Origin of the sequence: Pectobacterium hainanensis, assembly GCF_046237015.1 — a bacterium.
Lineage (GTDB): Bacteria > Pseudomonadota > Gammaproteobacteria > Enterobacterales > Enterobacteriaceae > JBJYIN01.
Map to the genome: position 1 here is coordinate 128425 of NZ_JBJYIN010000007.1, position 16588 is coordinate 145012.

Genomic DNA, 16588 nt, shown 5'->3' on the forward strand with positions numbered 1-16588 from the left:
TCACATGAGACAACAGAATTAAATTAGACGTTAAATAAGAAGTTCATCACATCACCATCCTTGACGATATACTCCTTACCTTCTGAACGCATTTTCCCTGCTTCCTTCGCACCTTGCTCACCTTTGTAGGTGATAAAGTCTTCATAGGAAATAGTCTGGGCGCGGATGAAGCCTTTCTCGAAGTCGGTGTGAATTTTACCAGCCGCCTGCGGGGCGGTAGCGCCGACAGAGATGGTCCAGGCACGAACTTCTTTCACGCCAGCGGTGAAGTAGGTTTGCAGGTTCAGCAGTTCATAGCCTGCGCGGATAACGCGGTTCAGGCCAGGTTCTTCCAGACCTAACTCAGCCATAAATTCTTCGCGGTCGGCATCGTCCAGTTCCGCAATATCTGATTCAACGGCCGCGCAGACGGCAACGACAACAGAACCTTCAGCGGCAGCGATTTCGCGTACTTTATCGAGGTACGGGTTATTTTCGAAACCGTCTTCGTTGACGTTAGCGATGTACATGGTGGGTTTCAACGTCAGGAAGCTCAGATAACGGATGGCCGCTTTATCTTCATCCGTTAGGTCAAGCGAGCGTAACATTCCTGCATTTTCCAGATGAGGTAAACATTTCTCCAGCGCAGCCAGTTCAGCCTTAGCATCTTTATCACCGCCTTTGGCTTTCTTTTGCACTCGATGCATGGCGCGTTCACACGTATCTAAGTCGGACAACGCCAATTCAGTATTGATCACGTCGATGTCATCGGCAGGGTCAACTTTGTTATTCACATGAATGATGTTGTCGTTTTCAAAGCAGCGTACAACGTGGCCGATAGCCTCGGTTTCACGGATGTTAGTCAGAAATTGGTTGCCCAGGCCTTCGCCTTTGGAAGCGCCTTTAACCAGACCCGCAATATCAACAAATTCCATGGTGGTAGGGAGAATACGCTGCGGTTTGACGATTTCAGCCAGTTTATCCAAACGAGCGTCGGGCATTGGCACCACACCGGTATTTGGCTCAATGGTACAAAATGGGAAATTGGCCGCTTCGATACCGGCTTTGGTCAACGCATTGAACAGAGTGGATTTACCGACGTTCGGCAGTCCGACGATACCGCATTTGAATCCCATATTTCTATCACCTTAAATAACTTATTAATCAGACAATTGTGTGATATTGCCTGTCAGAATGAAAACATTTCGGCCGATTATACACAGAATGACGATTTATCTCGAACGGCCATTCGCATCGGTAGGCGAATTATGCTGCTTTAAACGCATGTAAACGGTTCATTGCTTTCACCATATCTTCCTTCAACAAAATTTCTGTGCAGCGTATGGCTTCATCAATTGCATCGTCGATCAATGTTTGCTCACTCATCGGCGGCTTACCTAGCACAAAGCCAGTAACCTTATTTTTATCACCCGGGTGACCAATGCCAATGCGTAAACGATGAAAGTTCGGGTTGTTACCCAATTTACTGATGATGTCTTTCAACCCGTTATGACCGCCGTGTCCGCCCCCGAGCTTAAGCTTGGCGACGCCTGGCAATAAGTCTAATTCATCATGGGCGACCAAGATTTCATCGGGTTGAATGCGATAAAATGTCGCTATAGCGGAAACAGACTTACCACTGAGGTTCATGAAAGTGGTAGGAACTAACAGGCGAATGTCATGCCCAGCCAGCGTTAAGCGGGAGGTATAACCGAAAAACTTGCTTTCTTCTTTCAAGGGCTGACGATAGATTTCAGCCAGGCGGTCAACATACCATGCTCCCGCGTTATGGCGGGTTGCCGCATATTCAGCGCCAGGATTTGCCAAACCAACGATTAATTTAATGCTACTCACGGTAATATTCCAAATTGCACGACATACCCGTATTCAACTCACCAACTCATCTTTTCCCCCAGGGGAGGACGATGCGTTTAAAACGGTTCAGTTGTCCTGTGACTAGAATCTAATAGGGAGGAACAGCGTGCGCCATGTAAATAATGAAGGCCGTTAGTTTACACACAGGGCAGGGTGAACGCCAAACCTCCAGTACAATGCTGTGAATTAATACCAGAATGGAACTATTTAAAATATTGTCTATTTATTTGTTTAAAAGTAAAAAAATATGAATTTCACCCTATATCTGTGATCTTTACCGCAATCATCCGACCACTTCATTGTCTATAATTACATCAAGGTAAAACTGACTGGGCAGCAATTTCATTCATCCACCGAGTTTATCTGGAGGTGACAGATGAAACGTAAAAGCGCAACGCTATTAGGGAATGTCCTGATGGGGTTAGGCATGGTCTTGATGATTGGCGGAATTGGTTATTCAATTGTCAGTCAATTCCCTGAGTTGAATATACCTAATTATATGACTTATATCGACCTGGTAGGTATTTTCGCGGGTGCTATTTTCTGGCTGGTGGGTGCCAGAATTAGTGGTCGTGAAGAGGTCGCAGATCGTTATTGGTGGGTTAAGCATTTTGATAAACGTTGCCGCCGCCAGCGTCATTCCTAAATGATGTTTTGAGCGGAATATTAAACCCGTTATGGTAAATCTGCCGTAGCGGGTTTTTCAGTTAAAATGCATTGTTTTTAATTTGGCTAAAGTGAAACCTAATTTTTCATACAAAAAAGTCACCAGTTTTACTGGTGACTTTTTTATCGTCAAAGACCGGTAAGGGCAAAGACGATTAATGCTCAAACATGGCAGAAATGGATTCTTCGTTGCTGATACGGCGAATCGCTTCGGCCAGCATACCTGAGAGCGTTAGTGTACGGACATTCGGCAGTGATTTAATGTGATCCGTTAATGGAATGGTATCGCAGACAATCACTTCATCAATGACGGAATTCTTAATATTGTCATAGGCGTTGCCAGAGAAGATGGGGTGAGTCGCATAGGCGAATACGCGTTTAGCTCCCCGTTCTTTTAACGCTTCAGCCGCTTTACATAACGTGCCGCCAGTATCGATCATATCGTCAACCAGAATGCAGTCACGACCGGCAACATCACCGATGATATGCATTACCTGAGACACATTAGCGCGTGGACGACGTTTATCGATGATAGCCATATCGGTATCGTTTAGCAGCTTGGCGATAGCCCGGGCACGAACGACGCCGCCAATATCAGGGGAAACCACAATCGGATTCTCCAGATTTTGTTGCAGCATGTCTTCCAGCAGGATTGGACTACCGAAAACGTTATCGACTGGAACGTCAAAGAAGCCTTGAATCTGTTCTGCGTGCAGATCTACCGTTAGCACACGGTCAACGCCTACGCTGGACAGGAAATCGGCAACCACTTTGGCCGTGATAGGTACACGAGCAGAACGAACCCGACGATCCTGGCGAGCATAACCAAAATAAGGAATAACAGCAGTGATGCGCCCCGCGGAGGCACGACGCAGTGCATCAACCATAACAACAAGTTCCATCAGATTGTCATTGGTTGGTGCGCAGGTGGACTGGATGATGAAAATATCACCACCGCGTACATTTTCATTAATTTGCACGCTGACTTCGCCATCACTAAAACGACCGACGGCGGCGTCGCCAAGGCTAGTGTACAAACGGTTGGCAATACGTTGTGCTAGTTCCGGGATGGCGTTACCAGCAAAAAGCTTCATATCAGGCACGAGAAGAACCTCAGGCTTGCGTCCAGAGAAATATTGCACCTGCTTGCATTTGGGAGCAGAGCGTAATCACAGGCACAATATGCATACGGGTGTATGAATCAGGTTTGATAAAACGCAACAGCGAGTGTTATCAAAACCTAAAATTGCCCGGAAAGTGTACGTTGCAACGGAGAGACATTTACGCCTCGCGCAACAAAACCGTTTAACCATTCCGGGGCCTGGTCAAGCACCTGGCGGGCTTCGGACTCGGTGTCGAATTCAGCAAACACACAAGCTCCTGTTCCTGTCAGGCGCGCCGGAGCGTATTCTAACAGCCATGAAAGTAGCTGTTCAACCTCACGAAAACGTTTTCTTGCGATAGCTTCACAATCATTGACAAAGGTCTGGTTTAATAGCGTCTCTAACGATCGCACTGGAGAGTCCCGTTTTAGCAACGGATCGCGAAAAATCAGAGGGGTGGCAATGCTGATTCCAGGATGCGCGACCAGATACCATTTTTCCGGTGGTGACGCAGGGGTCAGTTTTTCGCCGATACCCTCTGCGAACGCGGCATGGCCTCGGATGAATACCGGAACATCAGCACCCAATTGTAACCCTAGCGCTGCTAACGTATCGGTGTCCAATCCACACTTCCACACGTGATTCAGCGCGACCAATACAGTGGCGGCGTTAGACGATCCCCCGCCAAGTCCTCCTCCCATCGGCAAGCGTTTATCGATATGGATATCTGCACCAAGATGAGGGGAGACAACGTGATTTTGTAATAGGCGAGCTGCACGAACGATCAGATTATCTTCGTTTTCGACGCCCACCAGCGGTGTAAGCAGATTGATATGGTCATCTTGACGCGGCGTAATGGTTAATGTGTCACCGTAGTCAAGAAATTGGAACAGTGTTTGTAGCAGATGATATCCATCCGCTCTTTGACCCGTGATGTAGAGGAAAAGATTGAGCTTGGCGGGTGAGGGCCATTTTTCAATGTAATGGGATTGCATGATTTACTTAACGATCCAATTATTCATTTTCAACTTGATGCGTTGCTCTCCTTGAGTCAGTTCCAGACTTACAGGCAATGGCGGATTAATATCATTGTTGTAACTTTGGTAATCCACCGTCCAGCTTTGATGACCCTGATGATAAGTGATGGTTTTTAGAAGAGATCGCTCGTCTAACGTAAAGTTGCTGGCATCGCCTGGCAGGCCAAGGATCCACTGACGTAAATTGTTTAGCGGGATAGCCATCCCCGTCAATTGCTGAATCATGGACTCGGCGTCATTACCGGTATAACGCTTGCCCTGATTATCCGTGATCTGTACCCCATCAGGCTGGGTGCGAAGGTCAAGCTCTGTACTGCCCAGCGGGTTGGTGAGCAGCAAGCGGTAACGTTGTGGCGGCGTATCCTGCCAGAAAAAATTGGCTGATACTCTTTTCTTTTCGGAGATATAGGCAAAAGAACCGCGGGTTTGATATTGCGTGAGTTGCTGAACCGATTTCTGATGCTGCTGCCACTCTGCGGTGGTAGGGCTTTTTCCCGAACCAGTCGGCTGGTTGAGGCTACAAGCGGTGAGTAACAGGCTGGCTAACGGCAGTAACCGCAGGCAACGGACGGTATTTATGGGCATGTCGCGTGATCCTATCAGTCAAATTAAATGCTACAGGGGATGCCACGCTAACGAGCTTATTGCTTAGCGTCAATGTTTGTTCTTCCCTGTGGTGTCGGTTATTTCTGGTTATAGAGTATATACGCCCAAAATAATTCGAGTTGCATGACGGATATACCTCATATGGGGGGGATCGCGTGCCGTCGCTTTTCTTGCTTCCCCGCATCAAGTAGAATGCCACTCAGACGAAACCCATACTAACATCGGTATTACTCAAGAATTGCTCAATGACCCTGCTCGCGCTTGGTATTAACCATAAAACTGCTCCTGTTTCTTTGCGGGAACGCGTTGTTTTCTCTCCAGATACGCTGGGGCAGGCTCTCGACAGCTTGTTACAGCAACCGCTGGTACAGGGCGGTGTGTTGCTGTCGACTTGCAACCGTACCGAACTGTATCTGAGCGTCGAAGAGCAGGAAAACCAACTTGAGCAGCTCGTTAATTGGTTGTGCCAATATCATCATTTAGATCCGGACGATGTGCGCAATAGCCTTTATTGGCATCAGGATAATGCGGCAGTCAGTCACCTGATGCGGGTTGCCAGCGGGCTTGACTCCCTGGTGCTGGGCGAACCTCAAATTTTGGGACAGGTCAAGAAAGCCTTTGCCGAATCGCAGCGTGGACAGTCGCTTTCCGGCGAACTGGAACGTCTGTTTCAGAAATCTTTTACCGTAGCCAAGCGCGTTAGAACGGAAACCGATATTGGTGCCAGTGCGGTGTCGGTAGCGTTTGCTGCCTGTACGCTGGCAAGGCAGATTTTTGAATCGTTGGCTGATGTCAATGTGTTACTGGTCGGTGCTGGAGAAACGATTGAATTGGTTGCCCGCCATTTACGTGAACATCGGGTTCAACGTATGGTCATTGCCAATCGTACTCGTGAGCGCGCGCTGGCGCTGGCAAATGAAGTTGGTGCGGAGGTGATTACACTCGCGGAACTTGACGAACAGCTAGTCCATGCGGATATTGTCATTAGTTCGACGGCCAGTACGTTGCCAATTATCGGGAAAGGAATGATGGAAAGGACGCTGAAGGCCAGACGTAATCAGCCGATGTTGATGGTCGATATTGCAGTTCCTCGTGATATTGAACCTGAAGTAGGTAAGTTACCCAACGTCTATCTTTACAGCGTCGATGATTTACACGCGATTATTCAGCATAATCTTGCACAACGTAAAGCCGCTGCTGTGCAGGCTGAATCCATCGTCCAGCAGGAAAGCGCCGATTTTATGGCCTGGATGCGATCGCAATCTGCGGTCGAGACAATTCGAGATTATCGGGCTCAGGCTGATGAGTTACGTGCGGAAATGACGGCGAAAGCATTGGCCGCTATTCAGCAAGGACATGATGTTGAAACCGTGATCCAGGAATTGACGCACCGGTTAACCAATCGTTTGATCCATGCTCCTACCAAATCCCTTCAGCAGGCCGCCCGTGATGGCGATCTGCAACGTTTACAAATTTTACGTGACAGCCTTGGGCTGGACTAGCATTCATCTCTCTTAACAGGATTTAACCGCCCGAATGAAGCCTTCTATTGTTGCCAAACTGGAAGCGTTACAAGAACGCCATGAAGAAGTCCAGGCGTTACTTGGTGAGCCCAGCGTTATTGCTGATATGGAGCGTTTTCGTGCGCTATCGCGTGAATATGCACAGCTCACTGATATTACTCGCTGTTTCCAGCAATGGCAGCAGGTGCAGGAGGACATTCAAACGGCAGAATTGATGCTGGATGACGTGGAAATGCGCGAAATGGCGCAAGATGAGCTAAAGCAGGCGAAAGTGGCTAATGACGAGCTGGAACAACAGCTTCAGGTGCTTTTGTTGCCGAAAGATCCTGATGATGAACGGGGCTGTTTTCTGGAAGTACGTGCAGGAACGGGAGGCGATGAAGCAGCTATTTTTGCTGGTGATCTTTTCCGTATGTACAGCCGCTATGCCGAAGCTCGCCGCTGGCGCGTGGAGGTCATGAGTGCCAGTGATGGTGAACATGGCGGTTACAAAGAAATTATTGCGAAAGTCTCCGGTGAGGGCGTTTACGGTCAGTTTAAGTTTGAGTCTGGCGGTCATCGTGTCCAGCGTGTCCCGGCTACCGAATCTCAAGGTCGTATTCATACGTCTGCCTGTACCGTTGCCGTGATGCCTGAGGTTCCTGAAGCCGAACTGCCGGAAATCAGTCCGTCTGATTTACGTATCGATACCTTCCGTTCTTCTGGTGCCGGTGGTCAGCACGTTAACACCACTGACTCCGCAATCCGAATTACTCACTTGCCGACAGGCATTGTGGTTGAATGCCAGGATGAACGGTCACAGCATAAAAATAAAGCTAAGGCGCTCTCTGTGTTGGGGGCGCGGATCCGTGCCGCCGAGATGCAAAAACGTCAGTTGGAAGAGGCGTCGACACGTCGTAATCTGCTGGGGAGTGGCGATCGTTCAGATCGCATCCGAACCTATAATTTTCCTCAGGGAAGGGTGACCGACCATCGTATTAATCTAACACTTTACCGTCTGGATGAAGCGATGGAAGGAAAGCTGGATATGCTGATTCAGCCGATCGTGCAAGAATATCAGGCCGACCAGCTCGCCGCATTGTCTGACCAAGAATAATGGATTATCAAACCTGGTTAACGTTGGCAATAAACCGGCTTGCGGGTGGCGAAAGTCCAAAGCGAGACGCTGAAATATTGCTAGGGTTTATTACCGGCAAATCGCGCACGTTCCTGTTGGCGTTTGGTGAAACTCGTCTGACGGAGACTCAACTGCATGATTTGGAGGCATTGTTAGCCCGGCGAGTAAACGGTGAACCCGTTGCGTATTTAACGGGAGAGCGTGAGTTTTGGTCACTGTCGCTTGCCGTGTCGCCAGCAACGTTAATTCCCCGACCTGATACCGAATGCTTGGTTGAACAGGCATTACAGCGGTTGCCGCACGGTGCTAACCGCGTATTGGATTTGGGGACGGGAACAGGAGCAATCGCGCTATCTATCGCCAGCGAGCGTCCGGATTGTCAGATTACAGGGGTTGATATTCAACAAGAAGCTGTGGCGCTGGCCCGGCATAATGCGGCTCGGTTGGGCATAAATAATGTCCATTTCCTTCAAGGGAATTGGTTTTCGTCGCTAACGTCAACCGGTTTCTCCATGATTGTCAGTAACCCTCCTTATATTGATGCAGCCGATAGTCATCTTGCGCAAGGCGACGTACGTTTTGAGCCAGCTAGTGCATTGGTTGCTGATGAAAAAGGGCTCGCCGATCTGCGTTTTATTATTGAAAATGCCAGCGATTATTTGCAACCAGGTGGTTGGCTGTTGTTGGAACATGGCTGGCAGCAGGGGAAAAACGTTCGTCAGCTATTGCAGCAGCACGGGTTTGTACTCGTCGAAACCTGTCAGGATTATGGCGGTAATGAACGAGTCTCGTTTGGACAATGGAAAAAATAAATATGATCACTAAGGGGTAAGTTCGCGTGATGCTTTTTCTTGGTTTTGCTTATTTGCACATGATTACTGTTGGTGCCAGCCTTTTTTTATTTGTTTTGCGTTTTTTCTGGTTATGCCGCCAGTCTGCAATGCTGCAACAGCGTTGGGTGAAGATTATCCCACATATTAATGACACCTTGCTGCTGATCAGTGGTGCTGGTTTGGTTTTTATTAACCACGTTTATCCTTTTACGGCAGAACAAAGCTGGCTGACTGAAAAACTATTTGGCGTTATTATTTATATCTTCCTTGGCGCGATAGCCTTGGGGAAACGTCCGCGTAGCTGGAATATTCGCTGGCTGGCGTTTATTTTCGCCTTGGTATGCTTCTACCTGGTTACCCAGATTTCGCTTACTAAGTTACCGTTGCTGATGGGATAACTATGAGTTCTATTGCTGATTTTGAATTCAACCGTTCACTATTAAGTGAAGGTGTCGTTTTAGTTTCACAGGCCATTCGCCGTGACTTCCCCGCTCAGGATGTGCGACAAAATCTGCAACAACTGGTTGATGAAGCTCGTTCGGTCATTTCTGACGATATTGAACAGGACCTGCAACTTGAGAAGTTGATTGAGCTTTTTTTTCATACCTGGGGGTTTGGCGGGGCGAGTGGGGTATATCGACTTTCAGATGTGCTTTGGCTGGATAAAGTACTTGAATCACGTCAGGGAATGCCGGTTTCTCTGGGGGTGATTTTCCTGCATATTGCCAATGAACTTGGTTTGCCGTTAATGCCCGTGATTTTTCCGACACAGTTGATTCTTCGGGCTGACTGGTTGGATGAAGAAATGTGGCTCATCAACCCTCTCAATGGTGATACGTTAAGCGAACATGTTTTGGATGTGTGGCTTAAAGGTAACATTGGCCTGTCATCACAGTTGATGGACGAAGACTTGGATGAAGCCGAAAATGTGCTTATCGTCCGAAAAATGCTTGATACCTTGAAAGTGGCATTGATGGAAGAAAAGCAAATGGAGTTGGCGCTGAGAGCTAGCGAAGCGGTGTTGCAGTTTGATCCAGACGATCCCTATGAAATCCGCGATCGTGGTTTGATTTATGCCCAACTGGATTGCGATCATATCGCGTTGTCCGATCTAAATTATTTTGTCGAGCAGTGTCCAGAAGATCCGGTAAGTGAAATGATTAAAGTTCAGATCCATTCCATTGAGCAAAAACACATTGTTTTACATTAATCTGTTTTACATTAACTGGTTTTACATTCATTAGCCTTGACTCACATGGATGTCAGTGGCATCCACATTATGAGTGCAAGAGCATTTTACACTGATCTAATTTCGAGTTATCCGACATTAAGGTAAAAGTATGAAGAACAAAGTGGTCAAGGTAGGCGATATTCCGGTTGCCAATGATATGCCTTTTGTCCTGTTTGGTGGCATGAATGTTCTTGAATCACGTGATTTAGCGATGCGTATCTGTGAGCACTACGTTACCGTGACGCAGAAACTTGGTATTCCATACGTGTTCAAAGCGTCGTTCGACAAGGCTAACCGTTCCTCTATTCACTCTTACCGCGGTCCTGGTTTGGAAGAGGGGATGAAAATCTTCCAGGAACTAAAACAAACGTTTGGTGTAAAAATCATCACGGATGTTCATGAGTCTCACCAGGCACAGCCGGTTGCAGATGTCGTCGATGTGATTCAGTTGCCAGCATTTTTGGCTCGTCAGACGGATTTAGTTGAAGCTATGGCAAAAACAGGGGCAGTGATTAATGTGAAAAAACCCCAATTTGTCAGCCCAGGTCAAATGGGCAATATCGTCGATAAATTTATTGAAGGCGGCAATGATCAGGTTATTTTGTGCGATCGTGGCAGTAACTTTGGCTATGATAACCTTGTGGTAGACATGCTCGGTTTCAATGTGATGAAACAAGCATCTCATGGTGCACCGGTTATTTTTGATGTGACTCACGCATTGCAATGCCGTGACCCGTTTGGTGCTGCCTCCGGTGGCCGTCGTGCACAGGTCACTGAATTGGCGCGAGCGGGTATGGCAATCGGTTTAGCTGGGCTGTTTATTGAAGCGCATCCAGATCCAGCCAACGCAAAATGTGATGGTCCTTCGGCGTTGCCACTAGATAAGTTGGAACCGTTCCTGAAGCAGATTAAAGCGATTGATGAACTGGTGAAAAGTTTCCCCGAGTTGGATACCAGTCATTAAGCCTTCGTCGCTTTATCTGTTGCATAAAAAAACCCGCATTTTTGCGGGTTTTTTTATGCTGGTATGCCGTTGTTAAGACCCGGCAAAACCATGCGATTATTTATACAAATCGGCACTGATTGTCATGTTGCTGCCTTTATTCTGCCACTGTTTAGTAATGTGGTAGTATTTTGCCCCTTTTTGAGCGGCGCGTTTGGCAACGGCTTCAGAAACCGCTGGCATGTTAGTGAAGTTACCGCGGAAGTTGATGGAGTCGAACGGCACCATCTGTGCGGCGGTTGCGTTGTTAAGTTCTTCAATTTTTGTACCGTCAGACAGCGTTACGGTGTAACGACCACCCTTAGATGACTGTGTTTCGAAGAAATTACCAATATTACGGCTCGGGCTTCCTGAGTTTGCCACGCCAGGAATTTCTACTTTTGCTGCCTCTGCGCCACCTGCTGCCAACGCAGCACGACCCGCATCGGAATCTGCCGGGATTAAATCGGTGCTCTGAACCTGACGTTTGGGTGCATCCGCTTTATAAATGTAGGCGGTCACCTTCTGATTTGCACCACTGGAGTTAACATCGACTTGTCGTACGATATAGAACGAGTCGGCGTCTTTATCTTTTGCCGCTTTTGCAATGGCATCATTAAGATCCGGTTGGCTACGGAAAAAACCGCTTACGGTCACGGTATCAAACGGTTCCAGGCTATAGGCCATGTCTTTCGGTAACTCTTTTACGCCATAAAAGGTACGTAATTCAACGGACTGGCTTACCTTCGGCGCGTCTTTGTGGTAGAGGTCAACGGTGACATTCCAATTACCACGAGAGTTTACGTCGGTCATCGCCTGAACATAAAACGAGTCTGCGCCTAATTTATCCGCGCGCTTTGATGCTGCCGCTACAGCTTCATTTATCGCATTGAAACGCCCAATAAAAGAGATCCGCTCAAATGGCTGTAATGATTCAGCCTGCTCCGGCGTGAGTTCCTGTGCTGCGTATGCTGAAAATGCAGCTAATGAAAGTAACGTGGATGCGATAACGGTGGTTTTCAGCTTCATAAAAAATCCTTTCGCCTGATGCTTTTGGTTTATAACGGCCTGGCAAGCAAGATATAACAGAATAGCCCGTGATTATCGCATGGAATAATCATGGGTGCTTTAGCATTTTGAGCAACACCCAGCGTTATTTCTTTACCGATGAAATAGAGAAAAACTCTAATAATAACCGTTAATGATTGTTTTACCATCATAAGGGATATTTATCAGGCTCTCTGTATTAACAAGCCAGTAACACATCATTTTTGTGAAATGCCCCTGAACAATACTTCAATAATAATGCTACAAAAGATAAAGATAAGCGTGATTTATGACCAAAAAAAGTAGGCTATCCCCGTGATAACTCGGCTTTTGTGTGAAATTCGTTTTATGTATGGATCATCGATCACATTTTCAGTAGGTTATAGGTGAATTTGCTTAAAGAGATACAGGGTGCAGTAAGTCTCGGCTGATTCATATTACAGATGCAGTGAAAATAACAACCTTCGTTAAAAGGGAATCAGTATGCGTATTGGTGTACCAAGAGAGCGGTTGACCAATGAAGCCCGTGTCGCAGCAACGCCGAAAACGGTTGAGCAGCTGCTGAAATTGGGTTTTGAGGTCGCAATAGAAAGTGGGGCTGGGAAATTAGCCAGCTTTGATGATACGGCATATCAGGATGCGGGCGCATCCATTGTTGATAATGCTGAAGCCTGGCAGGCAGATATCGTCTTGAAGGTGAATGCACCTCTGGATGATGAGATAACGCTGACTCGGGCCGGAAGTACGGTCGTTAGCTTTATTTGGCCCGCACAGAACCCTGAACTGTTGGAAAAATTGGCCGCTCGTCAGGTGACCGTACTGGCGATGGATTCCGTTCCTCGAATTTCCCGTGCGCAATCAATGGATGCGCTCAGTTCAATGGCGAACATCGCAGGCTATCGCGCTATTGTTGAAGCTGCGCATGAATTTGGTCGCTTCTTCACTGGCCAAATAACTGCGGCGGGTAAAGTTCCGCCAGCAAAAGTCATGATTATCGGTGCTGGTGTAGCAGGGCTGGCTGCTATCGGTGCCGCCGGAAGTCTTGGTGCCATCGTGCGTGCTTTTGATACTCGTCCTGAAGTTAAAGAACAGGTCAAAAGTATGGGAGCGGAGTTCCTTGAGCTAGATTTTGAAGAAGAAGCGGGAAGTGGCGATGGCTATGCCAAAGTTATGTCCGAGGCCTTCATCAAAGCAGAGATGGAATTGTTCGCGGCACAGGCAAAAGACGTCGATATCATTGTCACGACGGCATTAATTCCTGGGAAACCCGCTCCGCGACTGATCACGAAAGAGATGGTGCTGAGCATGAAACCCGGCAGTGTGATCGTCGATCTGGCTGCTCAGACCGGTGGTAACTGTGAGTTGACTGTCGCTGATCAGGTTACTGTGACGGAAAATGGCGTCAAGATTATTGGTTATACCGACCTTCCAAGCCGTTTACCCACGCAATCATCCCAACTGTATGGCACCAATCTGGTTAACCTGCTGAAACTCTTGTGCAAAGAGAAGAACGGTGAGATTGATGTCGATTTTGACGATAACGTCATTCGTGGTGTAACCGTCATTAAAGATGGCGAAGTTACCTGGCCGGCACCGCCGATTCAGGTTTCCGCACAGCCACAACAGGCTAAACCGGCTGCTGCAGTGGTGAAAGAAGAAGCAAAACCGGTTTCCCCGTGGAAGAAATATGCTTTCCTGGCATTGGCGATCCTATTATTTGGCTGGTTGGCGAATGTCGCACCGAAAGAGTTTTTATCGCACTTCACCGTCTTTGCCTTAGCTTGCGTCGTCGGTTACTACGTTGTATGGAACGTTAGTCATGCGCTGCATACCCCGTTGATGTCGGTAACCAATGCTATATCCGGCATTATCGTTGTCGGGGCATTATTACAAATCGGCCACGGTGGTTGGGTTTCTTTCTTCTCTTTCATCGCCGTATTGATTGCCAGCATCAATATTTTCGGTGGTTTCACCGTCACTCAGCGCATGCTGAAAATGTTCCGCAAAAATTAAGGGGTAACACATGTCTGGTGGATTAGTTACAGCTGCATACATTGTTGCCGCGATCTTGTTTATTTTTAGTTTGGCTGGGTTGTCTAAGCACGAAACATCCCGACAAGGAAATATCTTTGGTGTCACCGGGATGACCATTGCTTTACTTGCCACGATTCTGGGACCGGATGCCGGGAACGTGGGTTGGATTATCGTTGCGATGGTGATCGGTGGTTCGATCGGTGTCTATCTGGCACGCAAAGTTGAAATGACCGAAATGCCTGAATTGGTGGCTATCCTGCACAGTTTCGTGGGGTTGGCTGCGGTATTGGTCGGATTTAACAGCTTTCTCGATCACGGAGAAATCACCGATCCGGTGATGGTGAATATCCATTTGACGGAAGTCTTTTTGGGAATATTCATCGGTGCGGTCACCTTTACGGGCTCGGTGGTCGCGTTTGGTAAACTGCGTGGCAAAATTTCATCTAAGCCACTCATGTTGCCTCATCGTCATAAAATGAACCTGGCCGCACTGGTAGTTTCTTTCCTGTTGTTGCTGGTCTTTGTTAATACAGGCAGTGTCGCGTTGCAGGTTATTGCATTACTGCTGATGACCATCATTGCACTGGCCTTCGGCTGGCATCTGGTGGCATCGATCGGTGGGGCTGATATGCCCGTCGTCGTCTCCATGCTGAACTCCTATTCGGGTTGGGCCGCCGCCGCCGCTGGTTTCATGCTGAGCAATGACTTGCTGATCGTAACGGGTGCACTGGTCGGTTCTTCCGGGGCTATTCTGTCCTACATTATGTGTAAGGCCATGAACCGTTCATTCATTAGCGTTATTGCTGGTGGGTTCGGGACTGATGGCTCTTCTACGGGTGAAAGTGAGGAAATGGGCGAGTACCGCGAGGCGTCGGCGGAAGACGTCGCCGAACTACTCAAGAACTCGACCTCTGTGATTATCACGCCGGGATATGGTATGGCTGTCGCACAAGCGCAATACCCGGTTCATGATATCACGGCGAAACTCCGTGCTCGTGGCATTAATGTTCGCTTCGGTATTCATCCGGTCGCTGGACGTCTGCCCGGTCATATGAACGTTCTATTGGCAGAAGCTAAAGTCCCTTACGATGTCGTGCTGGAGATGGATGAGATCAATGATGATTTCGCTGATACCGACACGGTGCTGGTCATTGGTGCTAATGATACGGTTAACCCTGCGGCTCAGGAAGATCCACACAGCCCTATCGCGGGTATGCCAGTACTGGAAGTGTGGAAGGCACAGAACGTTATCGTATTCAAACGCTCAATGAATACAGGCTACGCTGGTGTTCAGAATCCACTGTTCTTTAAAGAAAATACCCAAATGTTGTTTGGTGACGCAAAAGAAAGCGTAGAGGCGATCCTGAAAGCACTGTAATTCGTGTTTGAAGAAAGATGACAAGGGGGCGATATCGCCCCCTTTTTACATGTTTTGAATATTCAGTTTGCAACAGGGTATGGGCTATGCATCCCCATTTTCTTCATCTTCTTGCGAGAGTGGAGAAACAAAATCGTCCGGTTTGATGGTCAATAAATCACATTTCAGATGATCGATGACGTGTTCCACGGTATTACCGATGAAAGCGGCAGAAAGCCCCGTTCGGCCCAGTGAACCTAAGACGACGACCCCTGCTTGCAGATGTTCGGCTAAATCAGGAATCACTTCCTCTGGTAAACCTTTTTCTACATGTGTAACGCGTTCATCAAGCCCAAACTTCTGACGCAGTGACTTCATGGCAATCAGGTGCTGACCGCGAATGGCATCGTTGTATACGCCAGGGTCAAAATCCGGTAACTCAATGGCGATATTGATGGGGGTAACCGGATAAGCGCCAATCAGATGAACTTCGGTCTGATTCACTTGCTTCGCCAACTCCAGCGTTTCGGTGACCAGTTTAATATTGAGTGGATCGTGATACGGATCTTCACTGGCCAAATTGACGGCAACCAGCGCACGACCTTCTTCAGGCCAAGGCTGATCTTTTACCATCCAGACCGGGCAAGGGCATTTACGGAGTAATTGCCAGTCGGTAGGGGTGAAAATAACGGCTTCCAGCCGATCATGTTGGTGTGCCATTTTCAGCAGTAAATCATGCTGTCCGGCAATGACTTCCCGGATAATGGCTTCAAAAGGTTTATTGTGCCAGACGACTTTAATCTCTATAGGAACGCCTGCCTCAAGATAATATTTACATTGCTCCGCAATCCATTCGGTACGTTGCTGAATGACGCCTTGCCGCATTTCGATCCGCTCATCAGGGGAAAGCAGAGTCGTCATTTCATAAGAGAAATCATAAATCGGCAGAAACGCCTTGATGCGACCACCAAGCCGCTGAACCAGATAAACGGCCCGACGCAGCGCGGGTTGGTCATCCTGATTCGGGTCAATAGCGACAAGTAAATTCTGATACTTTGCCATAGTTCCTCCAAACAGCTGTTAATCCACAGCCTGTAAATTAAGAGTACCCCAATGGCATCATTTTGGACAATCTCTTTGAAAAACAGATGGCGAGTGCCGGATCAATAAAATAAGAAAATCATCGATCCGGCAGAAT

16 protein-coding genes are annotated in these 16588 nt (G+C 47.8%); 9 read left to right on the forward strand and 7 right to left on the reverse strand.

All coding sequences use genetic code 11. The annotated features are described in order from the left end of the window. Positions 1 to 23: 23 nt before the first annotated feature. Together ychF and pth are read right to left on the reverse strand one after the other, a co-directional pair. The gene (gene ychF, locus ACKPVM_RS09270) at positions 24 to 1115 is read right to left on the reverse strand and encodes a redox-regulated ATPase YchF (protein ID WP_409308753.1); all 1092 of its coding nucleotides are present in this window, start codon (positions 1113 to 1115) and stop codon (positions 24 to 26) included. A 130-nt stretch (positions 1116 to 1245) separates the two neighbouring features. After that, entirely contained in the window at positions 1246 to 1833 is a 588-nt protein-coding gene (gene pth, locus ACKPVM_RS09275; protein ID WP_409308754.1) for an aminoacyl-tRNA hydrolase, read from the reverse strand. A 397-nt stretch (positions 1834 to 2230) separates the two neighbouring features. Between pth and ychH the strand changes: the two genes are divergently transcribed. Further along, positions 2231 to 2500: a stress-induced protein YchH gene (ychH, locus tag ACKPVM_RS09280; RefSeq protein ID WP_409308755.1), complete on the forward strand. Its 270-nt coding sequence runs from the start codon at positions 2231 to 2233 to the stop codon at positions 2498 to 2500. A 175-nt stretch (positions 2501 to 2675) separates the two neighbouring features. Here ychH and prs read toward each other — a convergent pair whose 3' ends face one another. From prs to lolB, 3 genes are all read right to left on the reverse strand, one after another. After that, positions 2676 to 3623 carry a ribose-phosphate diphosphokinase gene (gene prs, locus ACKPVM_RS09285; RefSeq protein ID WP_264088679.1) on the reverse strand — a complete coding sequence of 316 codons (948 nt, stop codon included), beginning with the start codon at positions 3621 to 3623 and terminating at the stop codon, positions 2676 to 2678. 137 nt (positions 3624 to 3760) lie between these two features. Then, on the reverse strand, positions 3761 to 4618 hold the full coding sequence (ispE, locus tag ACKPVM_RS09290) for a 4-(cytidine 5'-diphospho)-2-C-methyl-D-erythritol kinase (RefSeq protein WP_409308756.1): 858 nt from the start codon (positions 4616 to 4618) through the stop codon (positions 3761 to 3763). A gap of 3 nt (positions 4619 to 4621) precedes the next feature. Next, positions 4622 to 5245, reverse strand: a complete 624-nt coding sequence (gene lolB, locus ACKPVM_RS09295; RefSeq protein ID WP_409308757.1) for a lipoprotein insertase outer membrane protein LolB — start codon at positions 5243 to 5245, stop codon at positions 4622 to 4624. Positions 5246 to 5511: 266 nt separating this feature from the next. On the opposite strand from lolB, the gene hemA reads away from it, so the two are divergent. The 6 genes from hemA to kdsA all read left to right on the forward strand — a co-directional run bounded on the left by hemA (position 5512) and on the right by kdsA (position 10934). Next, positions 5512 to 6768 (forward strand): glutamyl-tRNA reductase, encoded by a 1257-nt coding sequence (hemA, locus tag ACKPVM_RS09300; RefSeq protein WP_409308758.1) that lies wholly within the window; start codon positions 5512 to 5514, stop codon positions 6766 to 6768. A gap of 34 nt (positions 6769 to 6802) precedes the next feature. Further along, complete coding sequence (prfA, locus tag ACKPVM_RS09305; protein WP_409308759.1) at positions 6803 to 7885, forward strand: peptide chain release factor 1; 1083 nt, start codon at positions 6803 to 6805, stop codon at positions 7883 to 7885. Beyond that, positions 7885 to 8718 (forward strand): peptide chain release factor N(5)-glutamine methyltransferase, encoded by an 834-nt coding sequence (gene prmC / locus ACKPVM_RS09310; RefSeq protein ID WP_409308760.1) that lies wholly within the window; start codon positions 7885 to 7887, stop codon positions 8716 to 8718. The genes prfA and prmC overlap by 1 nt, the downstream gene beginning before the upstream one ends. A gap of 29 nt (positions 8719 to 8747) precedes the next feature. Continuing rightward, on the forward strand, positions 8748 to 9137 hold the full coding sequence (locus ACKPVM_RS09315; protein WP_409308839.1) for a SirB2 family protein: 390 nt from the start codon (positions 8748 to 8750) through the stop codon (positions 9135 to 9137). A gap of 2 nt (positions 9138 to 9139) precedes the next feature. After that, on the forward strand, positions 9140 to 9949 hold the full coding sequence (sirB1, locus tag ACKPVM_RS09320) for an invasion regulator SirB1 (protein WP_409308761.1): 810 nt from the start codon (positions 9140 to 9142) through the stop codon (positions 9947 to 9949). Between the two features lie 130 nt (positions 9950 to 10079). Continuing rightward, positions 10080 to 10934 carry a 3-deoxy-8-phosphooctulonate synthase gene (kdsA, locus tag ACKPVM_RS09325; RefSeq protein WP_409308762.1) on the forward strand — a complete coding sequence of 285 codons (855 nt, stop codon included), beginning with the start codon at positions 10080 to 10082 and terminating at the stop codon, positions 10932 to 10934. Positions 10935 to 11030: 96 nt separating this feature from the next. On the opposite strand, the gene ydgH is transcribed toward kdsA, so the two are convergent. Then, on the reverse strand, positions 11031 to 11981 hold the full coding sequence (gene ydgH, locus ACKPVM_RS09330) for a DUF1471 family protein YdgH (protein WP_409308763.1): 951 nt from the start codon (positions 11979 to 11981) through the stop codon (positions 11031 to 11033). A gap of 501 nt (positions 11982 to 12482) precedes the next feature. On the opposite strand from ydgH, the gene pntA reads away from it, so the two are divergent. Together pntA and pntB are read left to right on the forward strand one after the other, a co-directional pair. Further along, complete coding sequence (pntA, locus tag ACKPVM_RS09335) at positions 12483 to 14012, forward strand: Re/Si-specific NAD(P)(+) transhydrogenase subunit alpha (protein ID WP_409308764.1); 1530 nt, start codon at positions 12483 to 12485, stop codon at positions 14010 to 14012. A gap of 10 nt (positions 14013 to 14022) precedes the next feature. After that, positions 14023 to 15411: a Re/Si-specific NAD(P)(+) transhydrogenase subunit beta gene (pntB, locus tag ACKPVM_RS09340; RefSeq protein ID WP_409308765.1), complete on the forward strand. Its 1389-nt coding sequence runs from the start codon at positions 14023 to 14025 to the stop codon at positions 15409 to 15411. Positions 15412 to 15495: 84 nt separating this feature from the next. Here pntB and uspE read toward each other — a convergent pair whose 3' ends face one another. Beyond that, positions 15496 to 16452 carry a universal stress protein UspE gene (uspE, locus tag ACKPVM_RS09345; RefSeq protein ID WP_409308766.1) on the reverse strand — a complete coding sequence of 319 codons (957 nt, stop codon included), beginning with the start codon at positions 16450 to 16452 and terminating at the stop codon, positions 15496 to 15498. Positions 16453 to 16588: the final 136 nt, after the last annotated feature.

Bases quoted from the DNA above. Each gene is read 5' to 3' on its own strand.
- ychF (WP_409308753.1), bottom strand. From the start codon at position 1,115: ATGGGATTCAAATGCGGTATCGTCGGACTGCCGAACGTCGGTAAATCC.
- ychH (WP_409308755.1), top strand. From the start codon at position 2,231: ATGAAACGTAAAAGCGCAACGCTATTAGGGAATGTCCTGATGGGGTTA.
- ispE (WP_409308756.1), bottom strand. From the start codon at position 4,618: ATGCAATCCCATTACATTGAAAAATGGCCCTCACCCGCCAAGCTCAAT.
- lolB (WP_409308757.1), bottom strand. From the start codon at position 5,245: ATGCCCATAAATACCGTCCGTTGCCTGCGGTTACTGCCGTTAGCCAGC.
- hemA (WP_409308758.1), top strand. From the start codon at position 5,512: ATGACCCTGCTCGCGCTTGGTATTAACCATAAAACTGCTCCTGTTTCT.
- prfA (WP_409308759.1), top strand. From the start codon at position 6,803: ATGAAGCCTTCTATTGTTGCCAAACTGGAAGCGTTACAAGAACGCCAT.
- prmC (WP_409308760.1), top strand. From the start codon at position 7,885: ATGGATTATCAAACCTGGTTAACGTTGGCAATAAACCGGCTTGCGGGT.
- ACKPVM_RS09315 (WP_409308839.1), top strand. From the start codon at position 8,748: ATGCTTTTTCTTGGTTTTGCTTATTTGCACATGATTACTGTTGGTGCC.
- sirB1 (WP_409308761.1), top strand. From the start codon at position 9,140: ATGAGTTCTATTGCTGATTTTGAATTCAACCGTTCACTATTAAGTGAA.
- kdsA (WP_409308762.1), top strand. From the start codon at position 10,080: ATGAAGAACAAAGTGGTCAAGGTAGGCGATATTCCGGTTGCCAATGAT.
- ydgH (WP_409308763.1), bottom strand. From the start codon at position 11,981: ATGAAGCTGAAAACCACCGTTATCGCATCCACGTTACTTTCATTAGCT.
- pntA (WP_409308764.1), top strand. From the start codon at position 12,483: ATGCGTATTGGTGTACCAAGAGAGCGGTTGACCAATGAAGCCCGTGTC.
- pntB (WP_409308765.1), top strand. From the start codon at position 14,023: ATGTCTGGTGGATTAGTTACAGCTGCATACATTGTTGCCGCGATCTTG.
- uspE (WP_409308766.1), bottom strand. From the start codon at position 16,452: ATGGCAAAGTATCAGAATTTACTTGTCGCTATTGACCCGAATCAGGAT.